Here is an 18,275-nt window from a genome sequence, read left to right on the forward strand (position 1 = left end):
GAAAAGCCCCTAGAAGGGCTTTTCATTTACTATTCAAATAGATTGTTTTCTTCCATATCCTTTGAAGTATTATCAAATTCCCAAGTAGCTATATTATTAACTACTACTGGGTCACGGACGTTATCTGGAAGTTTTGTATAATCTTTTTTTGAAAAGGATTTTATTATCTTTTGTTTTGCCTCTAAATAATCTCTTTCTTCAGGAGCATAAACTTTTTTTGAATCCATAATAAAGCCTCCTTATATAAATAATTATTTAATATACAAAATTAGTATTCCACTAAAACTTAAAAAAATTAGTGGAATATTTATTAGTACTTTATATTATTATGAAATAAAAGAAGGAAAAAAGAGATTTGTGTAGAATTCATTATTAACAAATAGTAAATGTTCATGGAGGGATAAAAAATGACGGAGCTAAAGCAAGTTTATAAGTGTCTAGTATGTGGAAATATAGTAGAAATAGTTCATAGTGGAGTAGGAACTTTAATATGTTGTAATAAGCCTATGATGCATAGAAATGAGAATACAGAAGATGGAGCAAAAGAGAAACATGTTCCTGTAGTAGAAAAGATAGAAGAAGGGTTAAAGGTGAAAATTGGAGAGGTAGAACATCCAATGTTAGAGGAACATTATATAGATTGGATAGAAGTTAATACTGAAAATAAAACATATAGGAAATATCTAAAACCTGGTGAAAAGCCAGAAGCTAAATTTAAAATAGAGGATGAGATTATTTCCGTTAGAGAGTATTGTAATTTACATGGTTTATGGAAGAAATAATAGTCATAAAAAATATTGACAAAAAAAATATTATGTAATATCATAACTTTTAAAGTAAAAAATTTTTCTATGAATGGAAGCAAGTAAAACTAAAAACAGATTTAAAGAGAATTGTATATGGTGGAAATACAATAATTATGATTAGTTTGAATGGGTCCTGGAGAATCAAGATGAAATTTTAAGTAGTCTTCGACGATGGTCTTACGTTATAAAGACAGGATATATTTATCTAATGAGATAAGAGACTAAAAGTCTTTTAAATTTAGGTGGTACCGCGTACAATACGCCCTATAGAATATACTTCTATAGGGTTTTTTTAATATAAAACTTAATAAAATTTTAGGGAGGATATATATAATGAGTGAAGATAAAAAAGTTATTTTTAGTGGAATACAGCCATCAGGAAATTTAACCATAGGGAATTATTTTGGGGCTATAAAAAACTGGGTAAAATTACAGGATAAATATGATTGTTATTATTGTGTAGTTGATTTACATGCTATAACAGTAAGACAAGAACCCAAAGATATAAGAAGAAGAACTTTAGAGGTTTTAGCAACATATATTGCTTCAGGTGTTGATCCAGAAAAGAATACTTTATTTATTCAGTCACACGTTTCCGCACATGCTGAAGCGGGATGGCTTTTAAATTGCAATACTTATATAGGTGAATTAAATAGAATGACTCAGTTTAAGGATAAGTCCCAAAGATATGGGGAATCAGTTAGTGCAGGACTTCTAACTTATCCTGTATTAATGGCAGCGGATATATTACTATATAATGCAGATCTTGTCCCTGTTGGAAATGATCAAAAACAACATTTAGAACTCACCAGAGATATAGCAAATAGATTTAATAATACATATAGTCCAACTTTTAAGATACCAGATCCATATATCCCTAAAGAAGGGGCTAGGATAATGGATTTACAAAATCCTAGCAAAAAAATGTCTAAATCATCAGATAATCCAAATAGTTATATATTAATTATGGATACACCTGATATAATTAGAAAAAAAATTAATAGAGCTGTTACGGACAGCTTAGGGGTAGTAAAGTATAGTGATGATCAACCAGGAGTTAAAAATTTAATGAATATTTTAAGCGTAGCTACTGGTAGAAATGTAAATGATATAGAAAAAGAGTATGAAAAATTAGGATATGCTGAATTTAAAAAGGATGTAGCAGAGGCAATAATTAGGGAAATTGAACCTGTACAAAATAAAGTAAAAGATTTATTAAACAACAAAGAATATTTAGAATCTATATATAAAAATGGAGCAGAAAAAGCTAATTACGTGGCAAGAAAAATGCTTTCAAAAATGCAAAGAAAAATTGGTTTTGTTGCAAGTAGATAAAATAATAAGCAGTTTAGATGTTTTCTCTAAACTGCTGTTTCATTATTTAAAATAAATTTATTTATTACATGGGCTACACCATCATTATCATTGGTTAAAGTTATATAGTCTGCTATATTTTTTACTTCGGGGAAGGCATTACCCATAGCTACACCTAAACCAGCATATTTAATCATGTGGATATCATTGCCTGCATCACCTACACATATTATATTATGTTTAGGTATATGTAAATTTTTTGCAAGTAATTGCACTCCTGTACCTTTATTTACATCTTTATTTAAAAATTCTAAAAAATAAGGTGCACTTCTTACTATAGTAAATTTTTTAAATAATTCTTTAGGTAATTTTTCTATAGATTTAGTTATAGTATCAGGCTCATCTGCAAAAATAACTTTAACAACTTCTAAATTTTTATCTAGTTTATTAAAGTCTTTTATTTGTAAAGGAATATGGTTTAAATCGGACTCTAACTGTGTATATTTTCCTATTTTAGGAGTAATACAGGAATCTAATGTAAGTAGATGTAAGTGAATATTTAAATCCTTACTTATATCATATATATTTTTAACGTCATTTATAGTTAAAAGTTTTTTACACAGTATTTCTTCTGTTTTAACATTTTGAACCACAGCACCATTAAATACTACACAATAATCCTCAGTATTAATGAGATCTAGTTCTTTTAAATATTTTTTTATGCCTTTTAATGGTCTACCTGTCGCTAATACAACTTTAGAACCGATTTTTTTTGCATTTTTTATAGCTGTTAAATTTGAATTTGAAATATTTTTTTTTGAATTTAATAAGGTTCCATCCATATCTAAGGCAATTAGTTTATACATTGTATCTCTCCAATCTAATAATTAATCATAATTCATTATAGCATTCTATATTTAAAAATAAAGATAATATTGAAAGTTGGAATAAATTAATAATATTTGTTTCAAAAGGTGGAAAAATAAATAATATAGGCATATTTAATTGACATGAATTTATATAAAAGTTAAAATCATTGATGTATAGAAATAGAAAAGAGGAGAGAGTAGAGTGCAGGATTTAGTAAAGGAAATTGATAGAAGAAGAACATTTGCTATAATATCACACCCTGATGCTGGTAAAACCACATTAACGGAAAAACTGTTATTGTATGGAGGGGCCATAAGACTTGCAGGGTCAGTAAAGTCAAGAAAATCTTCCAAACATGCAGTGTCGGATTGGATGGAGATAGAAAAACAAAGAGGTATTTCCGTAACTTCATCAGTTATGCAATTTGGTTATAATGGATATTGTATAAATATTTTAGATACTCCTGGACATCAAGATTTTAGTGAAGATACATACAGAACTTTAATGGCGGCAGATAGTGCAGTTATGGTTATTGATGGAGCTAAAGGTGTAGAGGAGCAAACAAAGAAATTATTTCATGTATGTAGTTTAAGAGGCATACCAGTTTTTACCTTTATAAATAAAATGGATAGAGAAAGCAGAGATCCTTTTGAGCTTATGGAAGAAATAGAAAATGTATTAGGTATAAGATCATATCCTATGAATTGGCCAATAGGAGCAGGAAAAGATTTTAAAGGTGTTTATGATAGAAATAAAAATGTTATAGGTGTGTTTAATGGAGGAAATCATGGACAGACAACTGTAGAAGCTGTAGAAGGTCAGGTGGATGATCCTGTATTTAAAGATTTATTGGGAGAAGAACTGCATGACAAATTAGTAGAAGATATAGAACTTTTAGATATTGCAGGAGATGACTTTGATTTAAAAAAAGTTAGAAACGGTGAACTCACACCAGTATTTTTTGGAAGTGCATTAACTAATTTTGGAGTTGAACCATTTTTAGCAGAGTTTTTAAAATTAAGCACAGCTCCTTTGGGTAGAAATTCAAACATAGGAGAAATAGATGCTTTTTCAGAAAAATTTTCGGCTTTTGTATTTAAGATACAGGCAAATATGAATCCTGCTCATAGGGATAGAATAGCTTTTATGAGAGTATGTTCGGGAAAATTTAAAAAAGGAATGGAAGTTTTTCATGTACAAGGAAATAATAAAGTAAAACTTGCTCAACCTCAACAGTTTTTAGCTCAGGATAGAGAAATTGTAGAGGAAGCTTATGCAGGGGACATTATTGGAGTATTCGATCCAGGTATTTTTAGAATAGGAGATACTTTATGTATGAGTAATGAAAAGTTTAAATTTGATGGAATACCTACATTTGCTCCAGAACATTTTGCTAGAGTAAGAACAGTTGATACTATGAAAAGAAAGCAATTTATAAAAGGAATTACTGAAATTTCACAAGAAGGTGCTATTCAAGTATTTAAGGAGATAAATATTGGAATAGAAGAAATAATAGTGGGTGTGGTTGGAGTACTACAATTTGAAGTATTACAATATAGAATGAAAAATGAATATAATGTGGATATTAAGATGGAAAGACTTCCATTTAAATATGTAAGATGGATAGAAAGTTATGATGGAGATGTTGAAGAGCTAAGTATTACTAGTGATACTAAAATAGTAAAAGATTTAAAAGAAAGACAATTATTATTATTCCAGAGTGATTGGTCAATAAGTTGGTCATTAGAACATAATAAGGGATTAATATTATCAGATATAGGTAAAAGTGAAGAATAAAAATAAGCAGTGCTATTTGGTACTGCTTATTTAACTAGAATATTTTTTATTTTCTACTAATATATCTATTGTAAAAATAATAACTGCTAATAACAAGAACAGATTTACTAGATTCCCACCAATTTTAAATATAATTGTCATTAACCAGAAGAGCACTAAAAGTCCACCTAACCATTTTAAAAATATCATAATTTAAACCTCCATATATATTAGTTATGTATTTATTATTTCCTATATAAAGATAATTTATATTATGAATAAAATGGAATAAAAATAAAAGAGAGGATTCACCTCTCTTATTATTATCTCATGTGGTTATTTCTTGCTGCTTTTCTAGCTTTTCTGCATTCAGGACATCTTACTGGATCATTTTCAAATCCTTTTTCTTTGTAGAATTCCTGTTCTCCTTCAGTGAATACAAATTCATTTCCGCAGTCTTTACAAACTATAGTCTTATCTGCCATTAAAAAAACCTCCTTGTAATCATAGGGTAATTTTTCATGGATAATGCTCCTATGATTAAGGAGTTAGATCACCAGAACAAATTAACCTATCAAAATATATAAGCTAAAGCTTAAATTTTATATAGAATATTATATCATAATTAAACTAATAATACAATAAAAAACAAAAACTCTACTTATGCTTTATGAAAAAAATTACAAATAATATGAAGGGAACAATTAGAAAATTTATTAAACATATATATGAATAAATATTTAAATATAACATAAACCTAAATAGATTATTTGCTATATATATAGTAATAATTATAACTGGAATAGTTAGTATATATATTAAGTATTTATTTTTTATATTAAAGCTTTTTAGGGATTTAATTAAAATATCAAAAATAATTATATATTTTATGTACCATCCCCCTAAAGTTTGAAGCATAACAAAGAATTCACCACTTTCTAGAAATCTCCAATAACTAATTAACTGAGTTTGAATTAGTTTAGGATAGATTAAATTTTCTGCACGTTCTAATTGGAAAGTGGTTAATACTCCAATGGTGGACACAATTTCCATCTGTATTACAAATAGTAAAGCCCATATTCCCGATTTTAATAATTTATTTTTATTTGTTATAGATTTAATATAAACAAAGCATATAGTTATATGGGAATATAGCCCCAGTACTTTAAGTAAGCATGTTAAACTACTTTTATTTATACCATTTTCTAATATAGGGAACAGATATTTATAATTTTTGTATTTAGCAGTTAATATGCCTAAATTTATTCCAGCTATAATCATTAAAACTAATCCAATAATTGTTGTTATTAAAATAGAATTATCTCCATTTTTTACTGAGAATATAGCTGGGATGGTAAAAAATAGTACTAAATACCATATAGGTGTTTCTAATAATAAATTTGTATGCATAGAACTAGATTCTATACCAGAACATTCTATTAAGGTCAAAAATAGTGTAAACAAAAAAAAACCATATAATATATTTCCGGCTATTTTACCAACGGATTTACAGTAAATAGTATATAGATCATAGCACTTAGTTTTTCTGAAAACTTTAATAGTAAAAATAAAATATAAAAATATAATTATTGATGCAAGTATTACTATTAGCCAAGTATCTCTTTTACCGTCATGAATAAATATGGTGGGATAAGTTTTTAAAGATACAATGGTTACTGCCCAAATTATAAAAACAAACTGTTTTGAAGTTAATTTTTTCATTAATTCACCTTTCTACAATTAATAATTTTTACTATTTATTGATATTTATAGTATTTACCATTAAATGAATAATATTCGCAATAATACAAACAATAAAGTGGGTGAAGTTTATGAATGGATATATAAGATCTATAAAAGAAAAATTAAATAAAAATTTTGATGTTAATTATAGAATATTGGAGGTACATAACAAAAGTATATATATTATATTTATAGATAATATGTGTGATTCTAAATTTATTAGTGATTATATAGTGTCTCCAATAGCAAAAAATAATTTAGATGATATTACAGTAGATAATATTAAAAGTAAGATATTAGAAGGAAATTCTGTAGGAGACATAAATGATATAAATGAAGCTTTAATGCATATATTATCAGGTGATGTATTGATAACAATAGATGGATATAGTGAAGCTATATATTGTGAGGCAAAGGGTTTTAGTAAAAGAGGTATTTCATATCCGATGACAGAAGAGGTAATAAAAGGACCAAGGGAAGGATTTGATGAGTCTTTTAATGATAATATTTCATTAATAAGAAAAAGGATTAAAAACCCTGATCTTAAATTTGAAAATTTTTATATAGGAAAAGAATCTAATACTGTGGTTGTAATGTCTTACATTGAGCATATTGCTAAAAAGGAATTGGTAGATAAAATAAGGAAAAAATTAAAAGGCATAGATATAGATTTTGTATTAGAAAGTAATTATATAGAAGAACAGTTTCAAGAGAAACGTTCACTTTTTGATACAGTGGAGACTACTGAAAAACCTGATGTTGTAGCATCTAAAATATTAGAAGGAAGAATTGCTATAATAGTTGATGGAACTCCATTTGTTATAACCGTACCGCACTTTTTTATAGAAAATTTTAATATGGCAGATGATTACTATGTAAATAAATATTATTCAAGTATAGCAAGAATGCTTAGATATGTAGCTTTTATGATTTCTGTATTTTTGCCAGGGCTTTATATAGCAATAACTACATATCATTTTTCATTAATACCTTCTGTATTTGTGTTTAGATTAGCTGTATCAAGAGCTGGAGTGCCTTTTCCACAAATAGTAGAATTATATCTGATGATGTTATTTTTTCAGATTTTAAGGGAAGCTGGACTTAGGTTACCAAATCCTGTAGGGCAGGCTATGAGTATTGTTGGAGCATTAATACTTGGAGATGCAGCAGTAGGAGCTGGATTAACATCTCAAACAGGAGTAATAATAGTTGCACTTTCTTCTATTTGTTCTTTTTTAGTACCTAAGTTATATTCAGTAGTTACAGTATGGGGAATATTTATTGTACTCATATCATCTTTGCTTGGATTGCCAGGGTTTTATGTGGGAATGCTTTCACTTTTTTCTCATGCTGCTAGTTTAAATTCAGTAGGATATCCTTATCTCTATCCTTTAGGTACTATTAAAGAATTTAAATCAAGGGATACTTTATTGAGGGAAGATTTAAAAAGAATTTCTAAAAGCATATACGAGGATGATAAAAATGAAGAAAAAAATTATTAGTATTTTTATTTGTTTATGCATGTTTTTAAATGGTTGTTATAACTATAATGATATAAATAAGGTTCTTTTCGTCACAACTGTGGCTCTAGATGTGGACGCAAATAATGAGCCTATAATGTATGTTGAGACTTTTAAACCATATAGAAGTTCTACAGCGGGCTCAGAAAAAGGAGAAAAGATAATTTATAAAGGAGAAGCAAAAACCCTCCTTGAAAATTTTAGAAGTATGGGTCAATCGGCAAGTTATAAGCTTAATGGTACACAAAATAAAGCTATTATTTTTAGTGAAAAGGCAGCGGAGTATGGAATCGATAATTTTATAGATTTATTTGATAGAGATCAAGAATTTTTAGTTAGAGAGTATGTGGCGGTTTATGAAGGAGACATAGAGAATTTATTTAAATTAAAAATAAAATCAGAAGAATATATAGGCATATTTTTAGTGGATTTATTAGATAATATAGGAACGGCATCTAGATCTATTAGACTTAGTATGAATGATTATTTAAATAAAAGAATTGAACCGGGTAAAACTTGTGTTATGACGGTAATAAACTCTGATTGTACACAAATGGAGGATATGATTAGAATAAATGGTGGTGCAATTATAAAAAATAGTAAAATGGTTGATAGGTTACCTGAATTAGATAGCCAAGGATATAATTTTTTAATGAATAATGTAGAAAGCGGTACATTAGAAGTAACAAACCCAGAGGATGATAATAAATTTGTCACATTAGAGATATTGAAGAGTAAAACCAAATCAAAACTTTATTTTGATGAGGACGTATTAAAATTAAAAAAAATAATAAATGTAAAAGCAACTTTTGCAGAGGCACAAAAAAGTATTACATTAACAAACAAACAAGAAGTAGAGAAAATATCACAAGGTGCTGAAAAAAATATAGTTATATCATGTAAAGATGTGTTTGATAAATATAAAAATAAAAATTTAGATATATTCGAGGTTGAGAGTGAGTTTAACAGAAAATATCCTCATAAAAGTTATAAAAACATATTAAAAAATACGGAACTAGAGATAGAGGTTAATGTGAGTGTAGAAGGGTCGTCTAATAAATTTAATTTTACTGAATAGTAACTTTATTAAATTTATGTTGTTATAATAATTATAGGAACGAACATATAATATAATTGAGTATGTATGAGGGTATAAAAATATGGATAAAAAGAAACTTATGGGTTTAATAAAAAAAGGTGAGGGAACCAAGGTTGATTTTAAACAAAAATTAGAATTAGATACAGAGAGTGGTAGAAAGGAATTAGCTAAGGATATATGTGCCATAGGTAATTCAAAAGGTGGAAGAGGATATATTATAATTGGAATAGAAGATAAAACAAAAAAGATACTAGGAATAGAAAATGATAAATATTTTGAAGAGCAAATACAACAAATAGTAAGTTCAAGATGTGAGCCACCTATACCAGTCTGTTTAGAACATTTATATTACCAAAATAAACAGTTGATTATTATTAATATATATGATGGACCTCAAAAACCATATCAACTAAGGGAAAATGGTTCATTTTATATAAGAAGAGGATCAACTACTGATACTATGAGGAAAGAAGAAATAGTATCTTCACTACAAGAAAGCTTAAGTTTAAATTTAGAGCTTTGTCCTATTATAAATAGTTCAGTAGAATGTATTAATATGGATATAGTTAATGATTATTTTAATTTAAAAGGTTTGGAACTTAACGAAGAAAACACAGTTAATTTCATGGAAAATGCATCAATAATACACTTTGATAAAGAGTCAAATAAACATGCAGTGACTTTAGGGGGATTATTAGTTTTTTCAGACATAAATAATATATATATTCCCCATAATATGATAAAAATTATTAACAATATAAATAAAAATTATGATAGTAGTTTTATTATTCAAGGCAATTTATTAACCATGCTTGATGAATGTGAAATAATATTAAAGAAAGTTTTACCTAAATATTATCCTATACAGCCTATATATGAGGGAATAAGTAATGCTATTCTTTATAGAGATTACACCTTGTATTATAAGGAAATTGAAGTTGTTTTAGGTTATAATAGTATTTTAGTTATAAGTCCAGGAATACTAGTGAATAGTAAGGAAGTGAATTCAGAAAAATATCTTAAAAGAAATATGTGGATATACGAAAAGTTAATAACTTTAGATAATAGAAAAAGATTTTCAACTTCAGGAAGAGGATTTAAAAGAATGAGGAGGTATTTTAAAAATACGGAAGATATAAAGTTTATAAATTCAATAAAAGAAGATAGCTTCAAAATTATTTATCCTGGAGTAAAATATGTAAAACAACTTTTGTAGATTATTGTTTTAAAATAATAGAAAATAGTTTACAATTACTGCCTCTTTCATATTGCAAAAAAATTCAGAATATTATATAATTTAAGTAATAGGCAAATATGAAAAAAATGTTAGGGGTGGTAACATGATTCAAGTATTTTGCGACCAAAGAGGATCAGGAAAGACCAAAGCATTAATAGAAATGGCTAATGATAAAGTTGACACTAGTAAAGGGCACATAGTTTATATTGACGATGATAAAAGAATAATGTTTGAGTTACACAGGGAAATTAGATTTATTTCCACTTGTGATTATACCCTTAGAAGTTATGAGGGATTTCATGGATTTTTGTGCGGTATTCTAGCATCAGATTATGATATTGATACCATTTTTATAGATGGTTTATTTAATGTTGTAAATTTAGATATGCAGAATGCGGCACATTTGTTTTATGGTTTAGAAAGACTTAATGAGGAATACAATGTAGATTTTTATATAAGTGTGAATGAAGAGGAAGAAATACCAGAATGTATGAAGAAATACATGGATTTAGTTTGTGTTTGATGAAATAGTTTGTTAGATTAGAAAATAATTAATTATTTATATAGATGATTAAGGCTGTATAAAATTTTTATACAGCCTTTTGGTATGGTATTTTATAATGGTGTTAAGTATATAATGTTGCTAAAAAAATAGTTTATTTATATACTATAAACAGTAAATAGATATTTCACTTTAAATGTTGAAATAAATCAGCTAAATTTAATATTTATATAATTTTTTATTTTATGGAGGTATTCTTAATGAGCAATGTATTTGATATATTAAAGGAAAGAGGTTATATAAAACAGTTAACTCATGAAGATGAGATAAAAAAAATATTAGAAGATGAGAAGATTACATTTTACATAGGATTTGACCCTACTGCAGATAGTTTGCATATAGGTCATTTCTTACCTCTTATGATGATGGCTCATATGCAAAGAGCAGGACATAGACCTATAGCCTTAGTTGGTGGGGGAACTGTTATGGTTGGTGACCCAAGTGGTAAAACAGATATGAGAAAGATGTTATCAAAAGAAATAATTGAAAGTAATGTAGCTAGTATAAAAGGACAGCTTTCTAAATTTATAGATTTTGATAAGGAAAAGGCTATACTTGTTAATAATGCGGAGTGGCTATCAAAACTTAATTATATTGAATTTTTAAGAGACATAGGGGTACATTTTTCGGTTAATAGAATGCTTACGGCAGAATGTTTTAAGCAGAGATTAGAAAAGGGTTTATCCTTTTTGGAATTTAATTACATGTTAATGCAGGGATATGATTTTTTAGAACTTAATAGAAGATATGGTTGTGTAATGGAACTTGGTGGAGATGATCAGTGGTCTAATATGTTAGCTGGGGCTGATCTTATTAGAAGAAAAGAAAGTAAACCTGCCTTCGCTATGACATGTACATTACTTACTAATAGTGAAGGTAAAAAGATGGGTAAAACTGAAAAAGGAGCATTATGGTTAGATAAAAACAAAACTACACCTTATGAATTCTATCAGTATTGGAGAAATGTATATGATGCTGATGTAGAGAAATGCTTAGCACTTTTAACTTTTTTACCTATGGATGAGGTGAAAAGGTTAGGTTCTCTTGAAGGGGCAGAAATAAATGAAGCTAAAAAGGTTTTAGCTTATGAGGTAACAAAACTTATACATGGAGAAGAAGAGGCTAAAAAAGCTAAGGAAGCCTCAGAAACATTATTTAGTGGTGGATGTAATATGGATAATGTTCCAACTTGTACAATTAGTAAAGATAAAATTAATTTACCTGTTTTAGATTTATTAGTAGAAGCTAAAGTTATTCCTTCAAAAGGAGAAGGAAGAAGATTAATCCAGCAAGGTGGATTGAATATAAATGATAATAAAGTAACTGATGTAAAATTAATAGTTACTGAAGAATTTTTTGAACATGGTAGTATGTTAGTAAGAAGAGGTAAGAAGAATTATAATAGAATAGTAATTGAATAAAATAAAAGATAAATTTTCTCCTAATAAAGGGGAAAATTTATCTTTTTATATATTATGATTCCACATAATAAGTGCATCTTCATAATTGTCTGAATAGTAATTTTTCCTTATTCCTTCTTCTATAAAATTAAACTTTTTATATAATTTTTGGGCATATATATTAGATGATCTAACTTCCAGAGTCATATGTTTTACATCATTATTTTTACACAAATTAATTAAAGAATCTAAAAGGGCAGAGCCAACTTTAAGATTTCTATATTCAGGATGTACAGCTATATTAGTAATATGGGCTTCATCTAATATTATCCAGGTTCCGATATATCCTATAACAAGATTATTTTTAAAAGCTACTAAATACTTAGCCTTAGGGTTATGAATTATTTCATTGTTTATAGATTCTTTACTCCAGGAAGTAGGAAAGCTTAAACAACTTATTTTAAATATATCATTTATATGTTTTGAGGAGGCTTTTAGTATTAATAGATCATTCATATATACTTACTCCATGTTTTTTTTCATATTCTCTTTCTGCTTGAGATTTTCTAATATATATAGGTGAAAAGGAAAAGATGTCATCTTGTATTCCGTTACGAAGTAGATTTAATCCTATTTCGCCTAAAGCAGAGGCTTTAACTAAATTTAGATGGGTAGGGGCGAAATTTGCATTTGGTATAGATTCTTTTAATATATCTTTAAATTTAAAAAGAGCATCTCCTATAAAGCATACTGGAGCGTTTTTATTTATAATTATTTGGATAAGTTCTTCAATAGAGATAACAGCATAATCACCTATTTTTTCTAAATTTCCATTAGAAAATTTATATAAACAAGTATAAACATTACCTCTTAGAGCATCTAAAATAGGACATATTAATCCACTAGTATAAGCCATATTATACGCTAGTGCATCTAAGGATGAAACAGAAACAAAGGGTTTTTTACAACCTTGACTTAAGCCTTTTATAGTAGCGGCTCCTATTCTAAGTCCAGTGAAAGATCCTGGTCCCTTAGATACAATATAACCATCAATATCATTAATTTTTAAATTTAAATTCTTAAGAAGAGAATCTATTATATTCATAAGAATAACTGAATGTTGTTTTTTATAATTAAAAGTTATTTCGCCTAATAATTTATTACCATCTAAAATGGCACAACTGGCGGATTCGGTAGCTGAATCCAAGCTTAAAATTTTCATAGTTTAATCTCCTTTATGTATTCATATCTTTTTCCAGAAAAATTTATAGTTATTTTTCGTGAGTCTGAATTGTCTATTTTTTCTATGTGAATTTTTATATGTTCCTCTGGAATTAATTCATCAATATAGTTTGCCCATTCTATTACACTAACTCCCTGGCTAAAAATATATTCGTCAAAACCTATGGCAGCTATTTCATCAGGATCACTTACTCTATATACATCAAAATGATAAAATTTTAAGCGCCCCATGTATTCATTAACAATATTAAAGGTTGGGCTGGTTATATGATCATTAATGTTTAATCCTTTAGCTATACCTTTAGTTAGATGAGTTTTACCTGTACCTAAATCTCCTACTAAGCAAATTATGTCTCCCGGGTTTGACAATTGTCCAATTTGTTTACCTATACATATAGTTTCATCTACATTATTAACTAAAAACTCCATTTAGTAAACCTACTTTCTAATTAAATATTTCTATAAACATATTTTATACAAAAAAACAAAAAAAGCAAAGGTAGCTATAAATACCTTGACTTTTTAATTGGATTTTATGGCTTTTTCTAAATAATTAACGCATTTGCCACAAATAAGATTTTTGTTAACCATATCTCTCAATATGGAAAATGCCTCCTGTTTATTTAAACCATCTCTATAGGGACGATCTTCCGTTAATGCTTGATATATATCACAAACTGCCATGATTCTACATTCTTCGGATAAATCACTTCCCTGTAATCCATGGGGATAACCTGTACCATTTAACTTCTCATGATGATTAGATGCCCAATTACTTATATCATTAATATCGCCAATTCTATCTAGTATTATTTTTGTGTAGTATACATGGGATTTAATTAATGAATACTCTTCCTCTGATAAAGAACCATTTTTATCTAAAATATTTGAAGGAATAGCTAGCTTACCTATATCATGCAATAAACCTGATATCCTCATTTTTTTGCATTTTTCCTCATTATAATTTATAAATTTAGATACTCTATAAGCAAGTTGAGAAATATTTTTTGAATGCATTGCAGTAAACCTACTTTTTGTATCTATTATTTTTGCAAAAATATTTGATATTTCCTCAAACTCATTAAGATTTAGAAAAATATTTAGTTTAGGAGAAATACTATCTAATATCAAATCCATAAGATTGATATTTTCTATATTAAACCAAAAACTATCTTTTTTTGAACAATTTAAAAATACCTGTACTAAATCATTGGAGAAAATAATATGAGTATGGTCTTTTACCCAATTTATTATTTTAGACTTTTGTTTATAGCATGGAATATTTTCGTTGTAGAGTAGTTCTACTATATCTGATAATCGTATTATTTGGCTTTCTATTGGAATATCATCAAAAGATTTTTCATTTGGTCCACTACCGTTAATATTTTCATGATGATTTAATATAATTTTTGATATATTTGAAAAGTATGGTAAGTCCTTAGTTATTTCAAATCCAAGTCTACAATGTTCTGAGATAAATTTGCTTGATGAATGACTTAAAGTTAAGAAATTAGCGGCCCCTATATCATGCAATAAAGAAGAAATATATAAAGATTTTTTTATTTCTGTGCTAAGTTTCATATAGTTTGCTAATTCTAGAGATATATATGCAGTTCTTTCTGAATGATGCATAAATTTATGCTTAGAATAATTTATATTAGTTATATTTTCTACTATGTTTTTTCCTTCCATAGAACTCATCTCAGCTAAATCTAAAGCAATTGACATAGCACGTATGATTTTATCCATACTAATTTCCATTATTATACCTCATTTCTTAAAAATTAGTAATTATATTTTATCATATATGGTAATATTAATAAATAATTGTTTGCATTACTAAACTACATTATATAAAATAATATTAAATGTATTTGATTTAAGAGGTGAAGTATTTGAAAAACAAAATATGTATATTAGCACTATGTTTTATAATGTTATTTACTGGGTGTGGAAATAAGCATAGTAGTGATATAGAAAATAAGATAGATATAAATGTAAAAAAGAATGATAATATAAATATAAATATTTTAACTACAGATAAGTTACTATATTTTATGACTAAAGATATAGTTAAAGAAAAGCATTTTGTGGAGTATATGTTTAAAAACAGACAAGATGAAATTAATTTTACATATTCAAAGGACAGCTTAAATAATGTAGCAAAACAAGACTTGTTTTTTTATAATGGTGCAGGATTAGAACCCTGGGCTAATGAATTTTTAGATAAATTAAATAAGAGCAGAGTTGGCGTAATTAATGTATCTAGGGGAATAAATTTATTAGGTTATACTAAACAAGTTAAATATAAAGACTCCATTTTAAAAGATAATCCTTATTATTGGCTTAATATTGATAATTATAAAATAGCATTACTAAATATCAAAAATTCACTTCAAGATAAGGATCCTAAAAATGGGAATTATTATGAAGAAAATTTTTCAAATCAGTTAAAACAAATTCAAAAGTATGAAAAGGAAATAAGAGAAATTTCAACAAAGTTAAAGGATTATGCTATACTTTATAATGAAGATGAATTAGATTATTTTATTAAGTATTCAAACTTTAATGCGTTAAGAGCTGAAGAAGAGGAAAAGAATAATTTTAAGGATATAGAAGCTCAGTTAAAAGAAAAGAAAGTTATATTTCTATATAACGATAAGAAACAGTTGGAAGAAAATAAGGAGACAATAAAAAAATATAATATAAAATATACGAATTTATTATTATATAAAGAAAATGAAAACTATATTAAGTTATTGGAGTATAATATCCATAATTTAAATGCATTAATAGAAAAATTATAAGGAGTGTGTATATGAAAAATAAAATATTTATAGTGATATTAGCAATATTTTTAGTCATTATTCCTTATTCTAAAGCAGAGGCTAAAATGTTACCTAAAGTTTTGGGTAGCATAATAAGGTTTAATGAAAATATTTATATACAACTTGATGAGGTGGAGGACTCCAGTGTTATATGTTTTGGAGCTGATGTATATGTAAATGGCAAAGTAGAAGGAAATGTGCTTGTAGTAGGTGGAAATGCATATATAAATGGTAAAGTAAATAAAAATGTAACTGTAATTGGAGGAAATATAAATATAGCCCCTAATGGAAAAGTAGAAGGAAGAACTAAAGAAATTATAAAAGACATAAACATACCTTTTAAAGGGAAGTTTAATAGTATATTAGGCAATAATAAAGCAAATCATAATTACAAAATAATAAGTTCTTTTATTTTTTTAACTATATTTTCTATTATTGCATATAACATAACACCTGGTTATGTGTCTGTAATTAAATATTCTATAAAAAATAATATTGGAAAAGGTTTATTATACGGATATATAACTTTTTTAGCTGGAATACTTTTAGGTATGCTTTTACTGATTTCAATTGTGGGAATTTTTGCTGTTCCTATATTAATTATATTTTATTATATTATTTTTATTTTAGGATTTTCTGCTTTAGCTATAAACGTAGGAGAATTTGTTAGAAGTAGCTTTAATAGAGGAGTTATATCTGTAAATAAAGATATATTAATAGGAGTTCTAACTATAGAGATTTTAAGGAGTGTAGTTGTTTTTCATATTGGAAGTCTAGTTTGGAATTTATTTATTGTCCCACTATGTATTGGTATAGCTGTGCTGAGTAAATTTTTTAAAAATAGAGTTATTTATTAGGGAGGATATATGTTTTTTATTGGTATATTAGGGATAGAAGATAGGAGAAAAACTGTTAAGGTTATACAAAATAGTGTTTGTAAAGCATGTAATAGGTTATCGTCTTATGAATTAATAAAAGAAAACACTGTTTTTCATTTGTTTTTTATCCCCATATTTAAATGGAATAAGAGATATTATTTGGTTTCAAGATGTTGTAATTCTATATTTCAGATTCCTATAGAAATAGGAGAGGAGATAGAAAATAGCAAAAGACAAACTATACAGGATGATGATTTGGAAGATGTGCATATAAATTCTAGTGAAGTTTGTATAAATTGCGGACTAAATATAGAAAAGTCTTTTCAATATTGTCCAAGATGCGGGAGTAGATTAAAATAGAAAAACTAGTTGACGATATATATATCCTATGCTATAATAACTCTTGTCCGAAGGGGTATGGCTCAATTGGTAGAGTAGTGGTCTCCAAAACCATTGGTTGTGGGTTCGAGTCCTACTGCCCCTGCCAAAGTCTGTAATCAGTTGATTACAGACTTTTATTTTTTTGAAATAGGAGGAATTATGGAATTTATCTTAAAGAGATTTGATGAATTAAGTAATTTAGAACTTTATAATATTATAAAAGAAAGAGTAAATGTATTTATAGTAGAGCAAAATTGTTGTTATGAGGAACTAGATGACAAAGACTTATTGAGTATACATCTTTTTAGGAAAGATGAATTTAATAATATAATAGCCTATTTAAGAATAATACCTATAAGTGAACAAGATAAACACACATATATAGGAAGAGTATTGGTTAAGAAAGAATATAGAAATAAAGGCATTTTTTTATCAATGATGAAAGCTGCCCAAGAATTTATTTTTAAGGAATTAGGGGAGAAAGAGATAAACTTATCAGCTCAAAATTATTTAAGAAACGGATATGAAAAATTAGGGTTTAAAGCGATTTCTAATGTGTATTTAGAGGATGATATTCCACATATAAAAATGGTGAAAAGTCTTAGATTATAAATCTAAG

Annotated in this window: 21 protein-coding genes, 1 tRNA gene and 1 other annotated feature; of the genes, 13 read left to right on the plus strand and 9 right to left on the minus strand. The window is 27.1% G+C overall.

Annotated features, from left to right (window positions below; translation table 11 throughout):
* Positions 1 to 29: 29 nt before the first annotated feature.
* Positions 30 to 227: a hypothetical protein gene (locus EJL03_RS11065; RefSeq protein ID WP_164509067.1), complete on the minus strand. Its 198-nt coding sequence runs from the start codon at positions 225 to 227 to the stop codon at positions 30 to 32.
* 180 nt (positions 228 to 407) lie between these two features.
* Here EJL03_RS11065 and EJL03_RS11070 point away from each other — a divergent pair, with 180 nt between their 5' ends.
* The gene (locus EJL03_RS11070; protein WP_125154040.1) at positions 408 to 782 is read left to right on the plus strand and encodes a desulfoferrodoxin; all 375 of its coding nucleotides are present in this window, start codon (positions 408 to 410) and stop codon (positions 780 to 782) included.
* Positions 783 to 842: 60 nt separating this feature from the next.
* Positions 843 to 1,076: a binding site (T-box leader), on the plus strand.
* A 63-nt stretch (positions 1,077 to 1,139) separates the two neighbouring features.
* A complete protein-coding gene (gene trpS, locus EJL03_RS11075) occupies positions 1,140 to 2,141 on the plus strand; it encodes a tryptophan--tRNA ligase (protein WP_125154041.1) in 1,002 nt (333 codons plus the stop codon).
* A gap of 26 nt (positions 2,142 to 2,167) precedes the next feature.
* Here the strand turns inward: trpS and yidA are convergent, their stop codons facing one another.
* Complete coding sequence (gene yidA / locus EJL03_RS11080) at positions 2,168 to 2,986, minus strand: sugar-phosphatase (RefSeq protein ID WP_125154042.1); 819 nt, start codon at positions 2,984 to 2,986, stop codon at positions 2,168 to 2,170.
* A gap of 205 nt (positions 2,987 to 3,191) precedes the next feature.
* Here yidA and EJL03_RS11085 point away from each other — a divergent pair, with 205 nt between their 5' ends.
* Positions 3,192 to 4,787: a peptide chain release factor 3 gene (locus EJL03_RS11085; protein WP_125154043.1), complete on the plus strand. Its 1,596-nt coding sequence runs from the start codon at positions 3,192 to 3,194 to the stop codon at positions 4,785 to 4,787.
* A 30-nt stretch (positions 4,788 to 4,817) separates the two neighbouring features.
* On the opposite strand, the gene EJL03_RS16095 is transcribed toward EJL03_RS11085, so the two are convergent.
* From EJL03_RS16095 to EJL03_RS11095, 3 genes are all read right to left on the minus strand, one after another.
* Positions 4,818 to 4,976, minus strand: coding sequence for a DUF5670 family protein (locus EJL03_RS16095; protein WP_164509068.1), 159 nt, complete (start codon positions 4,974 to 4,976; stop codon positions 4,818 to 4,820).
* A 113-nt stretch (positions 4,977 to 5,089) separates the two neighbouring features.
* Positions 5,090 to 5,251 (minus strand): zinc-ribbon domain-containing protein, encoded by a 162-nt coding sequence (locus EJL03_RS11090; protein WP_125154044.1) that lies wholly within the window; start codon positions 5,249 to 5,251, stop codon positions 5,090 to 5,092.
* Positions 5,252 to 5,423: 172 nt separating this feature from the next.
* The gene (locus EJL03_RS11095) at positions 5,424 to 6,488 is read right to left on the minus strand and encodes an endospore germination permease (protein ID WP_125154045.1); all 1,065 of its coding nucleotides are present in this window, start codon (positions 6,486 to 6,488) and stop codon (positions 5,424 to 5,426) included.
* 110 nt (positions 6,489 to 6,598) lie between these two features.
* Here EJL03_RS11095 and EJL03_RS11100 point away from each other — a divergent pair, with 110 nt between their 5' ends.
* The 5 genes from EJL03_RS11100 to tyrS all read left to right on the plus strand — a co-directional run bounded on the left by EJL03_RS11100 (position 6,599) and on the right by tyrS (position 12,348).
* A complete protein-coding gene (locus EJL03_RS11100; protein WP_125154046.1) occupies positions 6,599 to 8,011 on the plus strand; it encodes a spore germination protein in 1,413 nt (470 codons plus the stop codon).
* Positions 7,992 to 9,107 carry a Ger(x)C family spore germination protein gene (locus EJL03_RS11105; protein WP_164509069.1) on the plus strand — a complete coding sequence of 372 codons (1,116 nt, stop codon included), beginning with the start codon at positions 7,992 to 7,994 and terminating at the stop codon, positions 9,105 to 9,107. The genes EJL03_RS11100 and EJL03_RS11105 overlap by 20 nt, the downstream gene beginning before the upstream one ends.
* Positions 9,108 to 9,189: 82 nt before the next feature.
* Positions 9,190 to 10,344 carry an AlbA family DNA-binding domain-containing protein gene (locus EJL03_RS11110; protein WP_125154048.1) on the plus strand — a complete coding sequence of 385 codons (1,155 nt, stop codon included), beginning with the start codon at positions 9,190 to 9,192 and terminating at the stop codon, positions 10,342 to 10,344.
* Positions 10,345 to 10,468: 124 nt separating this feature from the next.
* Positions 10,469 to 10,888 (plus strand): hypothetical protein, encoded by a 420-nt coding sequence (locus tag EJL03_RS11115; protein ID WP_125154049.1) that lies wholly within the window; start codon positions 10,469 to 10,471, stop codon positions 10,886 to 10,888.
* Between the two features lie 239 nt (positions 10,889 to 11,127).
* Positions 11,128 to 12,348 (plus strand): tyrosine--tRNA ligase, encoded by a 1,221-nt coding sequence (tyrS, locus tag EJL03_RS11120; RefSeq protein WP_125154050.1) that lies wholly within the window; start codon positions 11,128 to 11,130, stop codon positions 12,346 to 12,348.
* A 45-nt stretch (positions 12,349 to 12,393) separates the two neighbouring features.
* Here the strand turns inward: tyrS and rimI are convergent, their stop codons facing one another.
* From rimI to EJL03_RS11140, 4 genes are all read right to left on the minus strand, one after another.
* Positions 12,394 to 12,843: a ribosomal protein S18-alanine N-acetyltransferase gene (gene rimI, locus EJL03_RS11125; RefSeq protein ID WP_125154051.1), complete on the minus strand. Its 450-nt coding sequence runs from the start codon at positions 12,841 to 12,843 to the stop codon at positions 12,394 to 12,396.
* Positions 12,836 to 13,549 carry a tRNA (adenosine(37)-N6)-threonylcarbamoyltransferase complex dimerization subunit type 1 TsaB gene (gene tsaB, locus EJL03_RS11130; RefSeq protein ID WP_125154052.1) on the minus strand — a complete coding sequence of 238 codons (714 nt, stop codon included), beginning with the start codon at positions 13,547 to 13,549 and terminating at the stop codon, positions 12,836 to 12,838. The genes rimI and tsaB overlap by 8 nt, the downstream gene beginning before the upstream one ends.
* Complete coding sequence (tsaE, locus tag EJL03_RS11135; protein ID WP_125154053.1) at positions 13,546 to 13,998, minus strand: tRNA (adenosine(37)-N6)-threonylcarbamoyltransferase complex ATPase subunit type 1 TsaE; 453 nt, start codon at positions 13,996 to 13,998, stop codon at positions 13,546 to 13,548. The genes tsaB and tsaE overlap by 4 nt, the downstream gene beginning before the upstream one ends.
* A gap of 93 nt (positions 13,999 to 14,091) precedes the next feature.
* Complete coding sequence (locus EJL03_RS11140; protein ID WP_125154054.1) at positions 14,092 to 15,330, minus strand: HD-GYP domain-containing protein; 1,239 nt, start codon at positions 15,328 to 15,330, stop codon at positions 14,092 to 14,094.
* 134 nt (positions 15,331 to 15,464) lie between these two features.
* On the opposite strand from EJL03_RS11140, the gene EJL03_RS11145 reads away from it, so the two are divergent.
* From EJL03_RS11145 to EJL03_RS11165, 5 genes are all read left to right on the plus strand, one after another.
* A complete protein-coding gene (locus EJL03_RS11145; protein WP_125154055.1) occupies positions 15,465 to 16,376 on the plus strand; it encodes a metal ABC transporter substrate-binding protein in 912 nt (303 codons plus the stop codon).
* An 11-nt stretch (positions 16,377 to 16,387) separates the two neighbouring features.
* A complete protein-coding gene (locus tag EJL03_RS11150; protein ID WP_125154056.1) occupies positions 16,388 to 17,254 on the plus strand; it encodes a bactofilin family protein in 867 nt (288 codons plus the stop codon).
* Positions 17,255 to 17,263: 9 nt separating this feature from the next.
* Positions 17,264 to 17,635, plus strand: a complete 372-nt coding sequence (locus EJL03_RS11155; protein WP_125154057.1) for a zinc ribbon domain-containing protein — start codon at positions 17,264 to 17,266, stop codon at positions 17,633 to 17,635.
* A gap of 51 nt (positions 17,636 to 17,686) precedes the next feature.
* A tRNA-Trp gene (locus EJL03_RS11160) sits at positions 17,687 to 17,762 on the plus strand.
* A gap of 53 nt (positions 17,763 to 17,815) precedes the next feature.
* Positions 17,816 to 18,268 (plus strand): GNAT family N-acetyltransferase, encoded by a 453-nt coding sequence (locus tag EJL03_RS11165; RefSeq protein ID WP_125154058.1) that lies wholly within the window; start codon positions 17,816 to 17,818, stop codon positions 18,266 to 18,268.
* Positions 18,269 to 18,275: the final 7 nt, after the last annotated feature.

This window comes from Clostridium rectalis (assembly GCF_900626095.1).
GTDB classification, from domain to species: domain Bacteria; phylum Bacillota; class Clostridia; order Clostridiales; family Clostridiaceae; genus Clostridium_AS; species Clostridium_AS rectalis.